We start from the raw sequence: 18,695 nt of genomic DNA on the forward strand, positions 1-18,695 counted from the left end.
CTCCCTGCCGAAGGCGGTTGCCACCAGAACTCACCGTCAGGGAAAGCGATGACCGCCGCGGCGAGCGCGCGGCAACCGAAGAGGGGAAATCTTGGCATCGTCGAATGCCGATCGCGTCTCTAAGTCCTGTCCCGTAAATGATCTACGAAGGGGGTGAGATGTATGGCGGGGCCGCCAGGGGCGTGTTCAGTCTGGCGGCATTGGCTCGATCGCGGCGGATACTTCAGCGAGAAGCGACTCGACCCCCGCTCCCCAACGCGAGCTCACCACCAGGTCCCGTGCCGGGTCGACCCATAGCAGGTGGCCGCCGCCATTTCCTCGGGCGCAGCGTCCGGTGGACGGGGCCTTGGGCCACACCGTGCGGTGGTCGTTCAACCACCAGGAGAGCCCGTAGTTGGGCTTGACCGGGCAGGGCCGCCACATCTCCTCGATCCATGCGGCGGACAGCAGCCGGCGCCCGCCCCATTGCCCATTCCGAAGGCAGAGTTGCCCGATCCGGGCCAGGTCGAGAGCATTGATCCACAGTCCGCCGCCCCAGTGTGCACCGCCGGACACTACGGCGATGCGGCGGCCGTCGATCTCAACCGTGGAGTCGGCGTAACCGTGCCAGGACCACCCGGACGAGGCCCCGATCGGCTCCATGATCCGCTCGCGCAGCGCCTCCGGCAGGAGCCGACGGAGCAGGACGGTGAGGGCGAGGGCGGTCAGGTTCACTCGGACATCGTTGTAGGCCCAACCCGCTCCGGGCGGCCCGCCGGCCGACTCCGTTCCCTCACGGGTGCTCTGGGCGTCGGCCCAGGTCGGCTTGGACCACAACTCGCCCTCCCACTGGCTGGACTGGTCCAGCAGATGCCGCCAGGTGATCTTCCGCGCGTGCGCGCCGCCGAACTGCGGCAGGTCGACCGAACGGCACACGGGCTCGTCCAGCCGGAGCAGTCCGTCATCGAAGGCCAGCCCGGCCACCAGGGACAGGACGCTTTTTGTGGCGCTGAAGGCCATCTCCGTCCGCTCCGGATCTCCCCAGGAAGCGAGTACCACGCCGCGCCGCACGACGACACCGCTCGCCCCGCGCCCGTCGAGCAGAGGGCCCAGCACCTCCCGATGTGAGACATCGCCGACCTGGGCGGCCAGGTAGGACCCCATGCTCTGGATACCCGGTATCGCGCACTCAGCCTGTTCCTTGGCGGCACGTGCCAGCCGGGCGGCATCCACCCCCGACCACGGTTCGCCGGCATCCCCGCCCCTGTCCAGACACTGCCCTACGTTTTCCATCAACCCCGCCCTCTACGCGTCTGCGGAACGTCCTGATGCTCCTACCCCACGAGCCCCCGACTGTCACCGGCGCACTGACCTGGCGGATCGTCCTGGGATGATCTTGAGGTGGCTGGTGTGATCACGGCGTCGGAGCCGTCTTGGATAACTCCGTTCACCGGGCTGAGCCCGCGCCAGTTGAGCGAGGTGGTCAATGCGCTGCGGCGCGAGGGCGCGGATCCGGTGTGCAAGGGCCGGCCGTGGAGCCTGCCGCTGGAGGACCGAGTGCTGCTGGCCGCCGACTACTGGCGGACCAATCTGACCCTGCGCCAACTGGCGCCGCTGTACGGGGTGTCCAAGTACGCGGTCGCCCGCATCATCGGCTACCTCGGGCCGTCGCTTGCCCTCTGACAACGCAAGCGGTTCGGCAAGGACGCCGTGCTGATCGTGGACGGCACCCTGATCCCCATCCGCGACCACCGGGTCGCCGAGCAGTCGAAGAACTACAGGTACTCGACCAACCACCAGGTCGTCATCGACACCGACACCCGGCTCGTCGTCGCCGTCGGCCGGCCACTGCCCGGCAACCGCAACGACTGCAAGGCGTGGGAGCTGTCCGGTGCCAAGCATGCCGTCGGCAAGACCACGGTGATCGCGGACGGCGGCTACCGGGACACCGCCGACCGGCCAGAGCCTGGCGCGCTGGCAGGTCCTCGCCGAGGTCGAACACGAAGCCGCCCCAGTCGGGGCCATCGCCTGCCGACTCGGCCACACGCGCCAGGCAGTCCAGCGCGTCGCGGACCTGCTCGTCGAGGACGAACTCGCCTGCTACCGGCCCAATCCCGCGCACCAGCGGGCCAAGCTGCTCAAGGTCACCCCGACCGGCCGCGCCGCACTGCACAGGATGCAGGCGGCCTACACCCAGCTTGCTCTGCGCACCACCGAAGGTCTCGACCCGGAAAGGCTCGACCTCGCACGCGAGACCCTCGGTGAGCTGCAGCGCCGCCTCGAATCCGAACTACCCTGACCCATCGAATGGCGCGGCAGCACCCAGGGGATCTCGGCACACAGACCCCCGGCGGGACCGCCATCAGGACCCACCTCGCCCACCCGGCCGACACACCGGTCAGGACCTGGGCGCAGACCGTCGAAGACGCCCGTAGATCGAAGACGCCCGTAGATCGAGCGCCGAGAGAACTCCAGCGCAGGGCATGAGGGCGATCACCCTCGTCACGCTTAACTCTGCGACGAAATACTGACCTCGGCTCGTCAGGGTGATGTTGGGTCATCGAGGGTGAGGCCGGTTCCGGCGATGAAGCCGTCGAGGGTGTCGGGCCGGTACTGGAGGCGCTTGAGCCGGTTGCGGACGAGTGCCTCGAGGCGGTCCAGGGCCACGACGGCGAGGTTGGCCAGGCTGCGTTTGACGTGTGCCCACACCCACTCGACCGGGTTCAGATCGGGTGAGTAGGCCGGCAGCAGGAATACCGTCAGCCATTCCCGTTCGTCGATCAACTTCCGCATCCTGCGGGAGACATGCGTGTTCAGCCGGTCCCACACCAGGACGATCGGTGCCTTGACGAGCTGATGGGCGCCGTCGATCAGCGCGATGAAGTCGCGCTCGCTCATGCTGCGGCGCTTACCCTTGCCCGCCGGGTGGGCGATCAGCCGGTGGCACAGGCGGGTCCGCGAGCCGGGCCGCATGGCGACCAGCCCGGCCACCGACAGGCGTCCCGATCGTCGTCCGCTGACCGTCACAACCGGCGTCACACCGCGCCGGCCCCAGGTGCGTCCCCTGGGCGGCTTGCGGGTGAACCCGGCTTCGTCCTCGAAGCAGAGGTAGCCCCCGCAGGCCGCCCGGGCTCTTTTACCTCCGCCCAGGTCGCCTCCTTCCACACCTTCACGGCCTGCTCGTCGCGCTCGGCCACCCGCCGCGCGGGAACCTGCGGGGAGAAGCCGAGCCGGTGCATCAACCGGGTGGCACCCGAGACGCTGTAGGAGACGTGGAACTTCCTGCCGATCAGCGTGACCACTCGCGCCGCGGTCCACACCTGGTCCTCCACCCACCCGTGCGCGGCCGGACCCTGGTCGAGATACACGGCGAGTTTCGCCAGGCAGCGTGGCGACAGCCGGCACCGGCCGCCACCGGGCCCTCGTGAACCAAGCGCATCGGCGCCGCCCTGACGCCACAGCTGCTGCCACTGATAGGCCGACTTCACGCTCACCCGCAGCCGCCGTGCGACCTCCGGCGGCTTGATCTTCTGCTCGAACAGCTCGACCGCCTGCATCCGTACAGCCTCGCGACGCTGACGTCCCGCAGCGGTAAGCCCGCCCCCATCTGCATATCTCACACACCACGAGATACAGACAACGCGCCCGCCTCACCAGCGACTTCGCCAAAGATCACCCTGACGAGCCGAAGTCAGTAAGGGAGTTCGGTAGGAACGGTCGGTCAGCCGGAGCGCATTGCTGCTGGGCCGTTCCTGCGCACGCATTGCCACCTTCAGCACCGGATCCCCCGGTGAGCGAAACCGGGGATCCTCCGGATCATTGCCCTTCCATCGCCGCACGCGCAGTCCGCGGAAGGACGCCCTCGCACCCAAGCGGCCCCCCATACGCTCCTGGCGGCACCCTCACGCCCGACGGCGGCCTGCCCAGATCAGACGTTTCGCAGAGCGACCACCGATGGCATCCCAATCAACCGTTCTGCTCATGATCCCCACCCGCGAGCAGTGCTCAGCGCGTGCGGAGACGCCATCACCGCAGGAACCAGCCCTCACGGAAATGCGGCCCCTGAAGCGTCCCTCCAGCGCCGGTTGGCGCCCTCGGCGGCGCCCACTAGATCGACTTAGAGGTCGCGCAAATAGAGTGGTGAGGTATGGCCCTGGTGGTCGGGCGGGCACAGGCATTGATGATCATGAGGTGTCTACGCTTCGTGATCGCCAGAGGTGTCCGTGCCTACGTTGCCATCATGGCTGACTACCCCCGCTGTGGGACCAATTCGCCGCGTTGATTCCCGTCCGTAGCCTGATCCGCAAAGCCTGGGCCCTCTACCGGTGGGACACCCGACCCACGCGCCGCCCTGATGACCACCCATGCGCGCGGCCTCTTACTCGTTTAGCGGTTGTCGTAGGCCGTGCGAGCGGCGTCGATGTGTGGCAGGTGCGTGATGCTCCATTCGAGCAGCGGCGCGGTGGCCTCGCGCAGGCTCCGGCCCATCGCGGTCAGTTCGTAGCTGACGTGCGGCGGCATGACGTTTCGGACCGTGCGCGTCAGGATCCCGTCGCGTTCGAGGTCGCGCAGCGTCACGGTGAGCATGCGCTGGCTGATGCCGTCGATGGCCCGCTTGAGCTCGGTGAAGCGCAACGGCTCGTCCTTGAGCATGCGCACGATCAGCAGCGCCCACTTGTCCCCGACGATCCCGAGGACTTCACGGGTCTTGCACGGGTCCTGCACGGTTACCTCCTGAGAACCGGGGCACCGAAAAGTGCCGTATTGCCCGGGGGGCGTCATGGGGATCACGATGTTCGCGGTTACCAAAGAGTACCGAGGCACGAGGAGGAACCACACGACCATGGCCACATTTCTACTGGTACACGGCGCCTGGCACAACGGGCGAAGCTGGGACCGGGTGGTCCCGCTGCTGGAGTCGGCCGGGCACCGGGTGCTCGCGCCGTCGCTGACCGGCTACGGCGACAAGGCACACCTGCTGAGCCCCAAGATCGGGCTCGGAACCCACATCGACGACGTCACCGGCCTGATCGAAGACGAGCACCTCGACGACGTCGTGCTCGTCGGGCACAGCTACGCCGGGATGGTCATCTCGGGAGTCGCCAACCGGGTCCCGAAGCGGATCGCACATCTGGTGTTCCTCGACGCGATGGTCCCCGAAGACGGCGACACCGCTGTCGACGTCCTCCCTGTCACCAAGCAGCTCATCGACCTCGCCGTGGACGGCTGGCGAGTTCCGCCGATGCCCGAGCAGCCGCCGCCGCTTGGCTTGTTCGGCGTCACCGATCCCGACGACCTCGCCTGGTTGCGCTCGATGCTGTCGGACCAGCCGGTGCGGTGCCTGCGGGAGCCAGTCCTGCTGGACGACCCGGCCGCGCGCACAATCCCGCGCACACACATCCACTGCCGCGAGGGCCAGCCGGCAGACATCACCCGACGTCCCGTCCCGGCAGGCGAACGAATACGCGAGCTGCCGACCGGCCACGACTGCATGATCACCATGCCCGTCGAGCTCACCGCGCTGCTGCTCGAGACGGCCTAGAGGCCGCACACAGGGGTGATCATCAGGAGTACCTGTGCCCGCGTTGCCATCACGGCTGACCACCCCGCTGTGGGACCAGTTCGCCGCGCTGATCCCCGCCCGACCAGTGGTCGACCCCGCGCACCCACTGGGGTGTCATCGGCGGCGGATCAGTGATCGGACCGTGTTCGACAAGCTCATCCAGGTGTTGCGGTTCGGCTGCTCCTACGAGGCGATCGCCGACACCACGTGCTCGGCGTCCACGATCCGCAACCGCCGCGACGAGTGGATCAAGGCCGGGCTGTTCGCCGCGCTCAAGCGGATCGCGCTGGCCGCCTACGACCGCATCGTCGGCCTGATACTGGACCAGATCGCCGTGGACGGCTGTATCACCAAGGCCCCCGGCGGTGGCCAGTGCGCTGGTCCGTCCCCGGTCGACCGGCGCAAGCAGGGCATGAAACGGTCGTTGATGGTCGAGGGCCACGGCATCCCGCTGGGTCGCGTGCTGGCCGGCGCCAACCGGCACGACTCGCCACTGTTGGCTCCCACCCTGGACAAACTCGATGATCTCGGCCCGCTGCCCGCCGACATCACCGTGCACCTGGACTCCGGCAAGACCCGCACCGAGCTCGCCGGACGACACCTGCACGGCCAGATCGCCCACAAGGGCGAGAAAGCACCGATCCAGGCAAGTCAGCGCTGGCATGTGGAACGCACGAACGCCTGGCACAACGCCTTCAACCGGCTCCAACGCTGCTGTGCACGCCGCGAGGTCGTCATCGACGCCTTCTTCGACCTCGCCGACGCGATCCTCACCGTGCGTAGCCTGATCCGCTAAGCCTGGACCCTGTACCGGTGGGACAGCCGCCCGGCACGTCGCCCGTGATGATCACCAATTTACGCGGCCACTTGGCGGTTCGGTCAGCCATGATGGCAGCGCAGGCACAGGTCTCCCATGATCACGGAGCTTGTGCCTGTCCCGTCTGCCGCCTGGCTCCCACCGCCGCCTGCCAGTGCGGTCTCTCAACGCATGCTGGGCAAGCTCGGGGACATCGGGGTTCTGCCGGAAGGATGGCGGCGACGCTGCCTACCGCCTTCAGCGTCGCCATCCTTTTAGCGGGTATCTGTTGGCCGTCGTGGATGGGTCAGGCGGTCCGGGCCGAGGGTCGGCGCATCGTGTTCACGGGTGGGCAGGTGCAGTGCCGCACCCAGGCGGCGCCGACTGCCACGGCGGCGGGCATGCTCGCGAGCGCCGGAAGCAGGGCGAAGATTTGGAAGTACCCGAGGATGACGGAGAAGAGGAGCCCGATACCTCCGCCTATCAGTGCTGCTGCCATCACGATGACCGGCAGTGTCCTGGTGAGGGCCCGACGGGTGGCTTCACGTCCGGCTGCCTGGTGGCGCTCAAGGCGGCGCGAGACGGCGCGCAGGACCAGCCAGTAGCCGACGGCCGCACACAGCACCCAACCCACCCACATCCACGGGGCGTCGGTGGTGGTGCGGCAGTCGAGCGCGCAGGGATCGAGGAGGTGGGACATGGACACCAAGCAGAAGAACACAGCGGCAAGGGCGGGGACGGCGGCGCCCTTGGCCGCCGCGGCGCCGGTCTCCTTCAGGCGCCGGTGCTGCACCGGCAGCAGACCATGTTCGACCGCCCACGAGGTGACCAGCGCGTCCACGTCACCGCCGACGTAGGCGCTGACGGAGCGGCCGTCGGCGACTGCGGCGGTCAGGTCGGCGGCCAGTTCTTCGGCCATCTCCTGGGCCGCTTCCTCGTCCACCCCCAGGCGGTGCCACGTCTTCATGGCCTGGGATATCGCATTCTCGACGGTCATCGTCACAACCCTTTCTGCCCCGTCTTGGTGATCATGGTGGTGACGTTCAGGGCGAACTCGCTCCAGTCGCGGCGCATCGACCGGAGCAACTGCAGGCCCGCTTCGCTGGGCTTGTAGTAGGTGCGGGCGGGGCCGCCCTCTCCTGTGCGGCGTTCGACCTCGACCAGTTGACGCTTACGCAGGCGCGCCAAGGCCGGGTAGATCGAGCCGTCCGCGACGTCCAGTCCGGCTTTGCCGAGCCGGACGGTCATCTCGTAGCCGTAGACGGGGGCCTCCGCCATCAAGGCGAGCAAGCACATGTCCAGCACGCCCCGAAGCCACTGGGCATGTAGAGCGGATGTCTCCTCCATGGCCAGTACCTTACACAGCATGAATCTTGCACAGCAAGCTAGTGCTGTGCAAGATAGTCGGCCCCAGCTGTTCTGTCCGGGGATGCTGTGGCCGGAGTCATCACCCCGACGGTGGAGATTCGAACGCTCGCCAGCCGACCGGGGCAAGCAGGGCATCGACCACATCCTGGCCGGTGCACACGCTGCTACGAACAGCGGACCAACGTCATCGAAGCCTTCTTCGACCTCGCCTACACGATCATCACAGTCCGTAGCCTCATTCGCCGAGCCTGGACCACCCACAGCCGAGATACACATCGCCGCCGCCGACCATGACCGACCGCCTATCTGCGCGACCTCTTACGGCCTCTGGAAAATTTCGATAATCTTGCGTTCTATCGATAAATGGCTAGGCTGGCGGAGCACGGTCCGTGAGGCCGTTGCCGCTGGGACGAAGTCGTCGCCCTGCGCCGTCGGTGGTGCGGAGCGACGTCGGCCGAGGAACGGGAGTGTGCAGGATGAGTGATCCGCGCCGGGTGATGTGGAACGGGACCGTTCGGTCGCTGTCGCTGGCTGACCAGTTGCTGGCAGCGCAGACCGCCGGCTGTGAAGCCCTCGCGATCACCCCGTCCGACTACAACAGGTGGCTCGGATCGGGCATCAGCACGCGCGAGATGCGCGGCATGGCGGCCGATGCCGGGGTCGGTCTCAGCCATCTCGATCCTCTCGTCCGCTGGGTAGCTGCCTGGGAACCGCATCTGCCGGGCGGCGAGGAGTTCCCCGTCGAGACCGTCGCCTTCGACGAAGACGACTTCTTCCGCATGGCCGCCGCGCTCGGCGTCGAGTCGTTCACGGCTTGGGCGGGTTTCCCGCCCGGCAGGTACAGCCGTGAGCAGCTCGTCGACGCCTTCGGAGGTCTCTGCCGCCGGGCCGCGGTGGAGGGGCTGCGCTGTGACCTGGAGTTCATTCCGGTGTTCGGCATCCCCGACCTGCGCAGCGCTTGGGACGTCGTCCGGGGTGCGGACGCGGCCAACAGCGGCATCGTCTTCGATCTGTGGCACTACATGAGGGGCGGGCGCGACGACGCCCTGCTGGAGACGATTCCCGGTGAGCGCATCACCGGAGTCCAACTGTGCGACGCCGACGCGGAGGTCCCGGAGGGGATGTCCCTCGCCTACGACGGCCTCAACAACCGCAAGGCGCCGGGCGAAGGCGACTTCCCGGTCTCGGAGATCGTCGACGTCCTGCGCGCCATCGGCGGACTGAACAGCGTTGGCCTTGAGGTGTTCTCCCCCGCCTTCGACGCCATGTCAGCCGAGGAGGTCGGCGTGAGGACGCGGGCCGCTCTGGACGCCGCCCTCGCCCCCTGACTCTCCAGCGCGCGGTGTGCGGGTGCCCACCGCCCGATGACACGGAAAGGAGCGACATGAGCACGACGCAGAGGGCGTCCCCACCCCAGGCGGCATGGGACTCGGGCCTGCTCGGGACGTGGTCCCTGCGCAGCATCCGCGAGTTGAACGCCGACGGCACCCTCCTGGCCGAGCCGTACGGTCAACAGCCGTCGGGGAGGCTGCACTACGGACCGGCGCACCAGGTTGCCGTGGTAGTCCCCGGCCATGCGGACGCACCCGCAGTGGCGTACATCGGCGATTACCAAGCCGATCCCGATGGCGTCCTGCGGCACGTCGTCCGCGTCGGATTGCCGCCCTTCACCGAGGACCAGGTCCGGTGGGCACGGCTCGACGGCGACTCCCTGACCCTGTCCACCGACCACGAGGGGCGGCGCCGCATCGAGTTGCGGTGGACGCGCGCCTGAGCCACGGCCCGCTCCGGACCGCCCCTCCCGATCAACGACCCATGTGGCAGTTGGTACTTGGGCAACCGTCGACAACCCGCGGACGTGCCCCTCAAGAGAAGGAGAACGTGATGGCCCTGCACCGCCTGACGTCGATCACCCTCGGTGTCCCGGACGTTGAGGCCGCGGCCGGCTACTACGAGGAATTCGGTCTCACACCGGTGGGCGACGGGACGGTCCGCCGCTTCGCCACCCAGGAGGGCGGCGAGCAGTTGAAGCTCGCCCACAGCGCGCGCCGTCGGCTCACCGAACTCGGAGTCGGCGTGGACGACCAGGACGACCTGGACCGCGTGGCCGCCGGTCTGTCGAGGCTGGACGTGCCGGCTCAACGGGACGCCACCTCCCTGCGAGTCACCGACCCGAACTCCCACCTGACGGTGATCCTGGAGATCGCCCCGCACCTGGAGCAGACCCCGACCGAGCAAGTGCCGTACAACGGTCCCGGGCGTCCCTCGCGCCCCAACGTCCGTGCCCCCGGGGCGGAGCGGACGAACCGGGTGCGGCCGCGCAAACTGGGCCACGTGGTGATCGGCTCGCGCGACCAGGACGCGAGCCAGCGCTTCTTCACCGAGGGCCTGGGCTTCCAGGCCACCGACCACGTGCCCGGCCTGGCCAGCTTCCTGCGCTGCTCCACCGACCACCACAACCTCCTCGTCCAGAAGGCTCCGGTGGACTTCCTCCACCACACCGCCTGGGAGGTGGACGACGTGGACGAGGTCGGCCGCGGCGCCACCGCCATGTTGGAGGAGCATCCCGAGCGGCACGTGTGGGGGCTGGGTCGGCACCACATCGGGTCGAACTTCTTCTGGTACCTCAAGGACCCGGCCGGCAACTTCACCGAGTACTACAGCGACCTCGACTGCATCGTCGACGACCAGATGTGGAAGCCCTCGGTCGTCGACGGAGCCCGCGGCCTCTACAACTGGGGCCCGCCGCCCCCGCCGTCCTTCATCACACCGGAGGACCTCGCCGCCCTGATGACCGGCACACACAGCAGCCGCTGAATTCCACAGCTCACCACCACACAGGAGCAGTCATGCGCATTGGCAGGATCGGCGGCAGGCTCGCGCTGCTGCAGGACGACCGGGCACTGGATGTCGAGAAGGCGAGCGACGGCAGGTTCGCAGCCGAGCCCGACCGCGTCTTCGAGCGGTGGGACGAATTCACGCGGTGGGCCGAGGGCCACTCGCTGGACGACGCCGTTCCCTTCGCACCCTCGCAGGTGGGTCCCCCGGTCCTCCGGCCGGCCCAGGTCTTCGGGATCGGCCTCAACTACCGGGCGCACGTCGCCGAGTCGGGCCTGCAGTCGGAGATCACCTCGCCCGCGGTGTTCACGAAGTTCGTCTCCAGCATCGCCGGCCCGTACGACACGGTGACGCTCCCCAGCGACCGGGTCGACTGGGAGGTCGAACTGGTCGCGGTCATCGGACGCCCAGGACACCGGGTGCCGGAGAAGGACGGATGGAGCCACGTGGCGGCCCTGACCGTGGGCCAGGACCTGTCCGAACGGACGGTACAACTGGCCGGCCCGGTACCGCAGTTCTCCCTCGGCAAGTCCTACCCGGGATTCAGCCCGATCGGTCCCTCGTTGGTCAGCGTCGAGGAGTTCGCCGACCCCGACGACCTGGCGCTGTCCTGCGCCCTGGACGGCGAGGTGCTCCAGGACGGCAGGACCAGGGATCTGATCTTCTCCGTCCCCGAGCTCGTCGCACGGTTGTCCGCGGTCGTCCCGCTCCTTCCCGGCGACCTCATCTTCACCGGTACCCCGTCCGGGGTGGGCATGGGGCGGGACCCGCAGCGCTACCTGGTGCCGGGCGGCACCCTGGTCAGCACCGTCGAGGGCATCGGTTCACTGGCCAACCGGCTGGTGGCGGATTCGGGCGCGCGGGACGCCGCCTGACCGGGCTTCAGCCCCCCAGCAACGACACGAGAGCCAGTTCGACAAGCCGAGTTCGTTCGGCGGAGAGTGAGACAGGTATGGGCAACCGGACACGCGACGTGGTGAACGAGCTCCTCAAGCGCATCGGAGAAGGCGATGTCCCGGCCGTGGTGGAGCTGTTCGCGGACGACGCCGACTGGGAGATCCCCGGGGACCCGGAGATCGTCCCCTGGGTGGGCCGCCGCACGGTCGCCGGCATCCCGGACTTCTTCCGGACGATGGGCGAACTCACCGACCGCGAGCTCTTCGACGTCGAGCGCGTCGTCGTCGACGGCCCCAACGCGGTGCTGATCGGACGGGCACGGGTCGTGGTGCGCTCGACGGGCAAGACGATCGACACGCCGTTCGCGGTGGACATCGTCGTGAACCCCGAGGGCCGCATCAGTCGCTACTACATGTTCGAAGATTCCTGGGGCGTCGCCCAGGCGGTGCGTCCGTGAGCAAGGTGGGCGTCGCACGGCATCGACGAAGCCCCTGTTCGGCGCACTGGTACGGACGGACGCTGCACCTGACCCGCTTCAGGAAGCCCCCTCTCTGATCGGCGCCCAGGGCCGGAGCCGGCGCTCCGCCGAACGCCGGGCTACGGCACCGGCCTTGGGTGTGCCACGGAGTCCCAAATATCGTTAATTGCAAATTATTGCGTTAAATCGCTAGGGTGTTCCGGTGGCCAAGGGGAATGCAACGCGTACCGAAGAGGTCTTCGAGGGGATCCGGAGCGACCTGCTCAACGGGGAACTCGCTCCGGGGCAGCGGCTCAAGCTGATCGCCCTCGCGGAGCGGTTCGGCGTGAGCATGTCGGTAGTCCGTGAGGCACTCACCCGGCTCGCCGAACAGGGGCTCGTCGTGTCGAACCCGCAGCGCGGGTTCAGCGTGATGCCGCTGTCGGTCGACGACCTGCACGACCTGACGCGGACGCGGGTGCAGTTGGAGTCGCTGGCGTTGCGGCAGGCGATCGCCCTGGGCGGTCTGGAATGGGAGTCCGCAGTCGTGGCGGCGCACCACACGCTTGAGCGCACCACGGTCGACGGTGCCGACGGCAGGCTCAACGAAGACTGGCCCGCCGCCCACAAGACCTTCCATCAGGCACTGCTGTCGGGTGCGCGGAGCCCGCGCTTGGAGGGGGTCGTCAACGCCCTGCGCGACAACGCCGAGCTCTACCGGCGCTGGTACTGGGCCTTGACCGAAGACCAGGTACGCGACCTGGTTACCGAGCACCGTCAACTGCGGGATCTCGCCCTGGCCCGGGACGCCGACGCCGCCGTGGCCGCCCTGGCCGAACACATCGGTCGGGCGCCTCGCAAGCTCATCGCCTACGCCCGCGAACACGACCTGGAAGACCCCACGCACGGGCCAACTGGGGCCTGACCAAGGGGCACTTGAGCTGCCCGACGTCCCTCGCCGCGCCTACCGGCTCAGAAAGCCTTAATAGGCTCGCCCTATAAGGGTGGTTGGCCCTCGGTCTTGGACCTGCGCACTTCCCGGCTGGTGTGATCGAGGCATGACCGACCTCCTCCCTGAGTTCTCCCATCGCACCGTCGACGCCGAGGGTGTGCGCATCAACGTACGGATCGCGGGTGAGGGCCCACCGGTCCTGCTGCTGCACGGCTATCCGCAGACACATCTCATCTGGCACCAGGTCGCCCCTCATCTGGCCGCCGGGCACACCGTGGTTCTGACCGACCTACGCGGCTACGGCGACAGCGACAAGCCCCTCTCCGGCCCGGACCACGCCACCTACGCCAAGCGCTCGATGGCGCTCGACCAACTACTGGTGATGCGTGAACTGGGCTTCGACCGCTTCGCCGTGGTCGGCCACGACCGCGGCGGCAGGGTCGGACATCGACTGGCCCTGGACCATCCGCACGCCGTCACCGCGCTCGCGGTCTTGGACATCGTGCCGACCCGCCACGCCTTCCAACACGCCGGCGCCGACTTCGGACTCGGGTACTACCACTGGTACTTCCTCGCCGCCGGCAACAACATCCCCGAGCACCTCATCGGCGCCGACCCGGGATTCTGGGTCCGCACCCGCATGGGCGCCCGCCACCATGGCGGGACCCCCTTCAACTCCGTGGCACAGGACGCATACGTGCGCTGCTTCTCCGACCCCGCAGCCATCCACGCCTCATGCGAGGACTACCGCGCAGCCGCGAGCATCGACCTTGTCCACGACGAGGCGGATGCGACCGCGGGCCGCCGCGTCACCTGCCCGCTGCTGGCCCTGTGGGGCGAACACAGCTTCGTCGGCCGCCACTACGACGTACTCGACGTCTGGCGCGCGTACGCCACCGACGTACGCGGCCAGGCACTTCCCTGCGACCACTACGTTCCCGAAGAAGCACCCGAGGCGACCGCAGGGCTGCTCCAGGCATTTCTCCGCGACCGGTAACGAAGGAACGGCCGTTCCTCGCCGCCCAGCGCACGGGGACCACGCGCCAGATGCACCGCCGCGCCGACGTCGCACTCCTCCACTACCGCGCCCTGCTCAACTGACAATGACGCAACGTCACTATCCCTACGGAACAGGGCCGTTGATCGGTCACGCCCAAAAGCGCCGTCGGTGTTCGATGAAGGAAGCCACAGCCTCGACGAGTTCCCGACATTCCGAGGGCCCAATGGGAAGGGAAAGGGCAATCATCCCGCGCCTGGCCAGGTAGATGCCGGCAGAAAGCATGTCGAAGAAGAACAACTCCTTCAGCTCCTGGTCGCCGGCTACCACGTCGGCTCCGCACCGGACCGTCCGCTCGGTGAAGTGGACGGTCATCAGCGAGCCCAGTCCCGTGAAGACCATGGGCGCCCCGGACTGCGCGCACAGTTGGTTCAGTTCCGTACGCAACTGGTCTCCGCGCACGGTGAGTTGGTCGGCAGCGTTCGGGGGGAATTCGTCGAGTGCCGCGAGTCCCGCGCTCATGGTGACGACGTTGTTGTTGAAGGTGCCGGCGTGTGACAGGAATTCGGGTGTCCGCGGATCGTACGCCGCCATGATCTCCGAGCGGCCTCCGAAGGCCCCGAAGGACAGGCCGCCGCCGAGGTACTTGCCGAGTGTGGTGAGGTCGGCCTCGATACCCAGCATGCCCTGACGGCCCCCGACCGCGAGACGTGAGGTCATGACCTCGTCGAGGATGAGCAGCGCCCCGGATTCCCTGGTGTGCTCGCGCAGGAGCCGCAGGAATTCCGGCTCGGCCGGCACACAACCTCCGGAGCCGAGCATCGGCTCCACCAGGACGGCGGCGAGGGACTGGCGATGCGCGTCGAGGAGAGCCTTGGTGCCGTCGATGTCGTTGTAGGTGCCGATCACCCACTCGTGGGGGACGTTGGTCGGCTTCGATCCACCGGTGAAGGCGATCACGCTGCCGTGGTAGGCGCCGTCGAAGACCAGGATCTTGCTCCGGCCGGTCGTCGCGGTGGCTGCCGCCAGGGCGAGCAGGTTGGCCTCGGTCCCGGAGTTGGTGAAGCGGACACGGTCGATGGTGGGAAAGCGCTCGCAGATCCGAGCCGCGAATCGTGCCTCAAGTTCGTTGTGCCCGGACAGCGAGATGCCGTTCGCCAGAGCGGCGCTGACGGCGGAGGCGATGGCCGGGTTGGTGTGCCCGAACAGTCCGGCCGTGAAGTCGCCGAGGAAGTTCACGTATTCGTGCCCGTCCGCATCCCACAGACGGCAGTCCTGGCCCCGGGCGATGCGCAGCGGAAAGGGGCTGTGGAAGAGCACCGTCCGGGTGTTGCCTCCTGGCATGTGCGCACAGGCGGCGTCGAACTGTCGCTGGCTCTCCGGGTTCGCTCGCGTGTAGGCGGCCCGAGCCTCCTGCAACGCCTCGGCCAGTGCCTCACCGCGCGGCGCGGCGGCGCTCCGGGCAGATGTCGTCATCGTTCCTGCCTCCTCCTGGGCCCCGGCGGCGCATGCTGCCGGAAGGGTGGTTCCGTGCCGTGAACTGGTCGCCGACGAATGCGATCACGCCCGCGCCGGCGGGCCGCGTCGCCGTCTTGCTTAGCGGACGCCGAGCGGTTGCCATCTGTCGCCGACCGAAGAAAGTCGTTGGTGCGGAGGGGAGTTGACGCGCCGGCCGGAGCTGCGGGAGTGAAGCGGGGGCTGTCGCCGACGTGGCCGGAAGCGCCTTCCGCTCCTACGCCGCGGGAGCTCCAGGCGCCAAGGCGGCAAGGGCGAGGTCCACGACGGCATTCACGTACTCGGCGTCCACGGGTTGACCCGAGACCAGCAGGCGGTAATGCAGCGGCGCGAAGACGAGATCGAGTGCGGTGTCCGCTGCCACGTCGGTCCGGATGACACCCGCTTCCTGGGCCTCATGCAGCGCCTGCCGGACTGGTGCGCGGCGCGGTTCAAACCACTGCTCGACCATGGCGCGGGCCAGCTCCGGATCGGTCTGCGCCGCTCCGATCAGCTCCCGGAGACGTGTTCCCGCGGACCCTTCCACGTACAGGGCCCGGAACCCATGGGCGAAGGCGCGTAGTTGCGCGGGGAAGTCCTCGCCCCCGTCCGGGAACGGGCCGATGTTCGTCCTGTCGAGGAAGACCTCGAAGACCACTGCCGCCTTCGAGGGCCACCAGCGGTAGAGCGTCTGCCGGCCGACGCCCGCCCGGGCCGCGATCGCGCCCATGGTGACCGATTCGTAGCCGCCCTGCTCCAGTAGCTCGAAGGTGGCGTCGAGGATGGCGCGCCAGGACTCGTGGCTGCGTCGTGCGGGATCGGGTTCGGCAGGCATGGCTCTACCATACAGGAAGCGAGACGAGGCATCTCGTCTTGCCATCGCGGAATCCAGGTGCTTAGCTCGGGCCGAGCGCAAGCTTCTGTCCACCCGAGGGGATGGCACCCGATAACGCGCCCCACCCGCCCCGCCTTCACCGTCGACCGCCGACACCGCTGGCGACTGCGCACGCCGGACGGCGACCCGTTCCTGTCGGTGGGCGTCGTCCATGCCGACGACACCAACCTGCGCTATCCGCACAATCTCGCCATCTACCAGTCCCGGTACGGGAGTTCGCGACGGCGGTGGCTGCGAGAAGGGCTCGTTCCCGACCTGAAGGACTGGGGATTCAACACCCTGGGCTGGACGTCGGAGTACATCAGCGGCGCGGGGCTCGCCTCAGAGGGCGCTGTCGTCGACCTGGGCCACTCCGAGGGCCTGCCGCCTGAAGAACTGGCCGGCGCCGGTATCCCCTACACGCTCTCGCTGCGCGCGGTCGAGATCGAGTACTGGAACGGCTTCCCCGCCTACCGCGACCCCCGTGACCCCACCTTCGCGCAGTGGTGCGATCACCTTGCCAGGACGGTGTGCCGCCCGGACGACCCGAACCTCCTTGGCTACTTCCTCGTCGATGCACCCTGCTGGAACCGCCATCCTGCCGGCGCCGGGTATCCGGCCTCCGAACTCCCGGCGATCGCCGAGGCGTACTACCGCATCAGCACCGAGGCGATCCGACGGCACGACCCGAACCACCTGATCCTGGGAGACCGTTACGGCACCCGGGCCGGCGTGCCCGAAGCCGTGCTCGACGCGATGGCTCCCCGCGTCGACGTGCTGTCAGTGCAGACCTTTCCCGGGCTGGACCCCGCGAGCCTGGACGCCGCCCTGGATCAGATCGGCCGCTGGCACGAGCGGACGAAGCGCCCCGTCCTGATCGCCGACACCGGCAACTGGTGCCCCACGACGATGAGCCCCGGACGCACGGGGTCCGCGCGCGACCAACGTGAACGCGGTGCCGGTTACACCGCTTCCGCGGAGGCGTTCGCGGCGCACCCATGGTGCCTGGGTTGGCACTGGTGCGGCTGGCTGGAGAACCCGCAACGCGGCTTCGGACTCAAGGACCCCTGGGACGAGCCCTACCGGGATCTCACCGAACAAGTCGCAGAGACCAACCGCCGCTTGCTGGAACAGGTCAACCACGACGAGGGCGACCGGACCGCTCGTTCCGCACCCCTCCGATGACGAGGAGGCACCGGCTCCGGTTCGGCGGACTGCCGACGCTTGAGGGTGACCCGCTCTCCCACATCGGCAGGGGCAGCGGGTCTCGTTCCGCGCCGCTGACCGCGTCGTGCGGGAACTCGGCCTGGACCGGCTGGGCCTACGTGGCGTTCGTGTTCGGCGTCCTCACCCGCGCGGCCGTGGGCCGGATCCCAGACGTCCGAGTTGACGGGCACCCCGAACCCAGGAAGGCACGATGCCGCTATGCATCACGTTGTGGCCAGGCTCGACGCGCTCGACCCGGAAGCGGGCGCGGCGATGCGCGTCATCGGGCGGTTCGACGAACTCGTCGCGGGACGCGCGGGGCTGGAGCCGATCCTCGCCGCGGTGGCGGGTCTGACCGGCTCGCCTGCGCGTCTGATCGACGCGCGCCTCCGCGTCGCCCTACGTGCAGACGTGGACGGGCGCGTCACGCGGGCCCGTGGCCCGGTCGAGCCTCGTTGGCCGGCAGCGCCGCTGGAGCCCGCTGGCGCACCGGCCCTGTGGCTCGAACACCTCGGCCCGCCCTCCTTGTTGGCGGGAATGGTCCTTGACCGGGCCGCCTTCGCCGCCCGCGAGGTGCTGCGCCGCACCCGCGGCGTGTCCCGTATGGCCCCGGAGACCTTCCCCGACGACCCCGCCGCCATCGAGGTACTGCTCGACAGCGGTGCGCGCGAGGACGATCGGCGGCACGCGGCAGGGCTGCTGGATCTGCCGGACGACGCGAGGGCGCGGGCGGTCGCTCCCGCTGACGGAGCCGCCACGATCGTCACTGCCGACAAGGTCGCCAACGACGGCGCGGCGCGTAGGTGGAAGGGCACCGGACGGGTCGGCTTCGGCCCGATCGTGCCCTTGCTGGACCTGCCGCACTCGTGGGATCAGGCGCGCACGGCCCTGCGTTTCGCGGCGGAGGGCACGGACCACGACCCGGGACCGAGCACGGTCTATGCCGAGGAGCTCGGCGCCGTGATGCTGCTGGCGGGCGGGCTCGACCCGGCTTCGCCGCCGGCTGACGTCCGCGCGCTGGAGCGGGCCGCCCGATCCGGTCCCGGCGTGCTGCGCACCCTGGTGGAGTTCACCTCGCACGCCAGCCTCCGACTCGCGGCGGCAGCGCTCTACCTGCACCACTCCACGCTCACCGACCGGATCGCGGCCATTGAACACGACCTCGGCTTCCCCGTCCGCGACCCCCAGGGCCGGCTGCGGGTACAGACCGCACTCGCCGTGCGGCGCCTGCTGCTGCACCCGCCCAACTGCCCGACACCACCGACGAGTTGACG

The 18,695-nt window shown here is 68.7% G+C and carries 19 protein-coding genes and 3 pseudogenes; 15 read left to right on the forward strand and 7 right to left on the reverse strand.

The window, feature by feature from the left end; genetic code table 11:
* Positions 1-186: 186 nt before the first annotated feature.
* Complete coding sequence (locus PV796_RS02335; RefSeq protein ID WP_274911099.1) at positions 187-1,143, reverse strand: serine hydrolase domain-containing protein; 957 nt, start codon at positions 1,141-1,143, stop codon at positions 187-189.
* Positions 1,144-1,380: 237 nt separating this feature from the next.
* Here PV796_RS02335 and PV796_RS02340 point away from each other — a divergent pair.
* From PV796_RS02340 to PV796_RS02350, 3 genes and pseudogenes are all read left to right on the forward strand, one after another.
* Positions 1,381-1,929 (forward strand): annotated as a pseudogene (locus PV796_RS02340) (transposase); the annotation flags it as partial.
* Positions 1,930-2,002: 73 nt separating this feature from the next.
* Positions 2,003-2,050 (forward strand): annotated as a pseudogene (locus tag PV796_RS42225) (hypothetical protein); the annotation flags it as partial.
* 105 nt (positions 2,051-2,155) lie between these two features.
* Positions 2,156-2,278 (forward strand): hypothetical protein, encoded by a 123-nt coding sequence (locus PV796_RS02350; RefSeq protein WP_274919400.1) that lies wholly within the window; start codon positions 2,156-2,158, stop codon positions 2,276-2,278.
* Positions 2,279-2,520: 242 nt separating this feature from the next.
* On the opposite strand, the gene PV796_RS42230 is transcribed toward PV796_RS02350, so the two are convergent.
* A protein-coding gene (locus tag PV796_RS42230) for an IS630 family transposase (protein ID WP_446750553.1) occupies positions 2,521-3,599 on the reverse strand; the annotation gives its coding sequence in 2 pieces (ribosomal slippage) (positions 2,521-3,098 and positions 3,098-3,599; 1,080 coding nt in all).
* Between the two features lie 766 nt (positions 3,600-4,365).
* Positions 4,366-4,761 (reverse strand): winged helix-turn-helix transcriptional regulator, encoded by a 396-nt coding sequence (locus PV796_RS02365; protein WP_274918826.1) that lies wholly within the window; start codon positions 4,759-4,761, stop codon positions 4,366-4,368.
* A 61-nt stretch (positions 4,762-4,822) separates the two neighbouring features.
* Between PV796_RS02365 and PV796_RS02370 the strand changes: the two genes are divergently transcribed.
* Both PV796_RS02370 and PV796_RS02375 read left to right on the forward strand, forming a co-directional pair.
* A complete protein-coding gene (locus tag PV796_RS02370) occupies positions 4,823-5,521 on the forward strand; it encodes an alpha/beta hydrolase (protein ID WP_274911101.1) in 699 nt (232 codons plus the stop codon).
* Positions 5,522-5,555: 34 nt separating this feature from the next.
* Entirely contained in the window at positions 5,556-6,338 is a 783-nt protein-coding gene (locus tag PV796_RS02375; protein ID WP_274911103.1) for an IS5 family transposase, read from the forward strand.
* Between the two features lie 307 nt (positions 6,339-6,645).
* Here the strand turns inward: PV796_RS02375 and PV796_RS02380 are convergent, their stop codons facing one another.
* The gene (locus tag PV796_RS02380; RefSeq protein WP_274911104.1) at positions 6,646-7,335 is read right to left on the reverse strand and encodes a hypothetical protein; all 690 of its coding nucleotides are present in this window, start codon (positions 7,333-7,335) and stop codon (positions 6,646-6,648) included.
* 2 nt (positions 7,336-7,337) lie between these two features.
* Entirely contained in the window at positions 7,338-7,685 is a 348-nt protein-coding gene (locus PV796_RS02385) for a PadR family transcriptional regulator (RefSeq protein WP_274911105.1), read from the reverse strand.
* 171 nt (positions 7,686-7,856) lie between these two features.
* Between PV796_RS02385 and PV796_RS02390 the strand changes: the two are divergent.
* The 8 genes and pseudogenes from PV796_RS02390 to PV796_RS02425 all read left to right on the forward strand — a co-directional run.
* A pseudogene (locus PV796_RS02390) lies at positions 7,857-8,000 on the forward strand (IS5/IS1182 family transposase); the annotation flags it as partial.
* A gap of 182 nt (positions 8,001-8,182) precedes the next feature.
* Positions 8,183-9,034, forward strand: coding sequence for a sugar phosphate isomerase/epimerase family protein (locus PV796_RS02395; RefSeq protein ID WP_274911106.1), 852 nt, complete (start codon positions 8,183-8,185; stop codon positions 9,032-9,034).
* Between the two features lie 56 nt (positions 9,035-9,090).
* Positions 9,091-9,480: a lipocalin-like domain-containing protein gene (locus PV796_RS02400; protein WP_274911107.1), complete on the forward strand. Its 390-nt coding sequence runs from the start codon at positions 9,091-9,093 to the stop codon at positions 9,478-9,480.
* Positions 9,481-9,590: 110 nt separating this feature from the next.
* On the forward strand, positions 9,591-10,523 hold the full coding sequence (locus PV796_RS02405) for a VOC family protein (RefSeq protein WP_274911108.1): 933 nt from the start codon (positions 9,591-9,593) through the stop codon (positions 10,521-10,523).
* 32 nt (positions 10,524-10,555) lie between these two features.
* Positions 10,556-11,419 (forward strand): fumarylacetoacetate hydrolase family protein, encoded by an 864-nt coding sequence (locus PV796_RS02410; protein ID WP_274911109.1) that lies wholly within the window; start codon positions 10,556-10,558, stop codon positions 11,417-11,419.
* A gap of 77 nt (positions 11,420-11,496) precedes the next feature.
* Positions 11,497-11,898 carry a nuclear transport factor 2 family protein gene (locus PV796_RS02415; protein WP_274911111.1) on the forward strand — a complete coding sequence of 134 codons (402 nt, stop codon included), beginning with the start codon at positions 11,497-11,499 and terminating at the stop codon, positions 11,896-11,898.
* Between the two features lie 223 nt (positions 11,899-12,121).
* Positions 12,122-12,823, forward strand: a complete 702-nt coding sequence (locus tag PV796_RS02420) for a GntR family transcriptional regulator (RefSeq protein ID WP_274911112.1) — start codon at positions 12,122-12,124, stop codon at positions 12,821-12,823.
* Positions 12,824-12,956: 133 nt separating this feature from the next.
* Complete coding sequence (locus PV796_RS02425; RefSeq protein WP_274911113.1) at positions 12,957-13,847, forward strand: alpha/beta fold hydrolase; 891 nt, start codon at positions 12,957-12,959, stop codon at positions 13,845-13,847.
* 150 nt (positions 13,848-13,997) lie between these two features.
* Here the strand turns inward: PV796_RS02425 and PV796_RS02430 are convergent, their stop codons facing one another.
* The gene (locus PV796_RS02430) at positions 13,998-15,323 is read right to left on the reverse strand and encodes an aspartate aminotransferase family protein (RefSeq protein WP_274911114.1); all 1,326 of its coding nucleotides are present in this window, start codon (positions 15,321-15,323) and stop codon (positions 13,998-14,000) included.
* 256 nt (positions 15,324-15,579) lie between these two features.
* Positions 15,580-16,176, reverse strand: a complete 597-nt coding sequence (locus tag PV796_RS02435; protein WP_274911115.1) for a TetR/AcrR family transcriptional regulator — start codon at positions 16,174-16,176, stop codon at positions 15,580-15,582.
* A gap of 57 nt (positions 16,177-16,233) precedes the next feature.
* Between PV796_RS02435 and PV796_RS02440 the strand changes: the two genes are divergently transcribed.
* Positions 16,234-17,400: a hypothetical protein gene (locus tag PV796_RS02440; protein WP_274911116.1), complete on the forward strand. Its 1,167-nt coding sequence runs from the start codon at positions 16,234-16,236 to the stop codon at positions 17,398-17,400.
* A 240-nt stretch (positions 17,401-17,640) separates the two neighbouring features.
* Positions 17,641-18,693: a helix-turn-helix domain-containing protein gene (locus PV796_RS02445; protein WP_274911117.1), complete on the forward strand. Its 1,053-nt coding sequence runs from the start codon at positions 17,641-17,643 to the stop codon at positions 18,691-18,693.
* Positions 18,694-18,695: the final 2 nt, after the last annotated feature.

Origin of the sequence: Streptomyces sp. WZ-12, assembly GCF_028898845.1 — a bacterium.
Classification (GTDB): domain Bacteria; phylum Actinomycetota; class Actinomycetes; order Streptomycetales; family Streptomycetaceae; genus Streptomyces.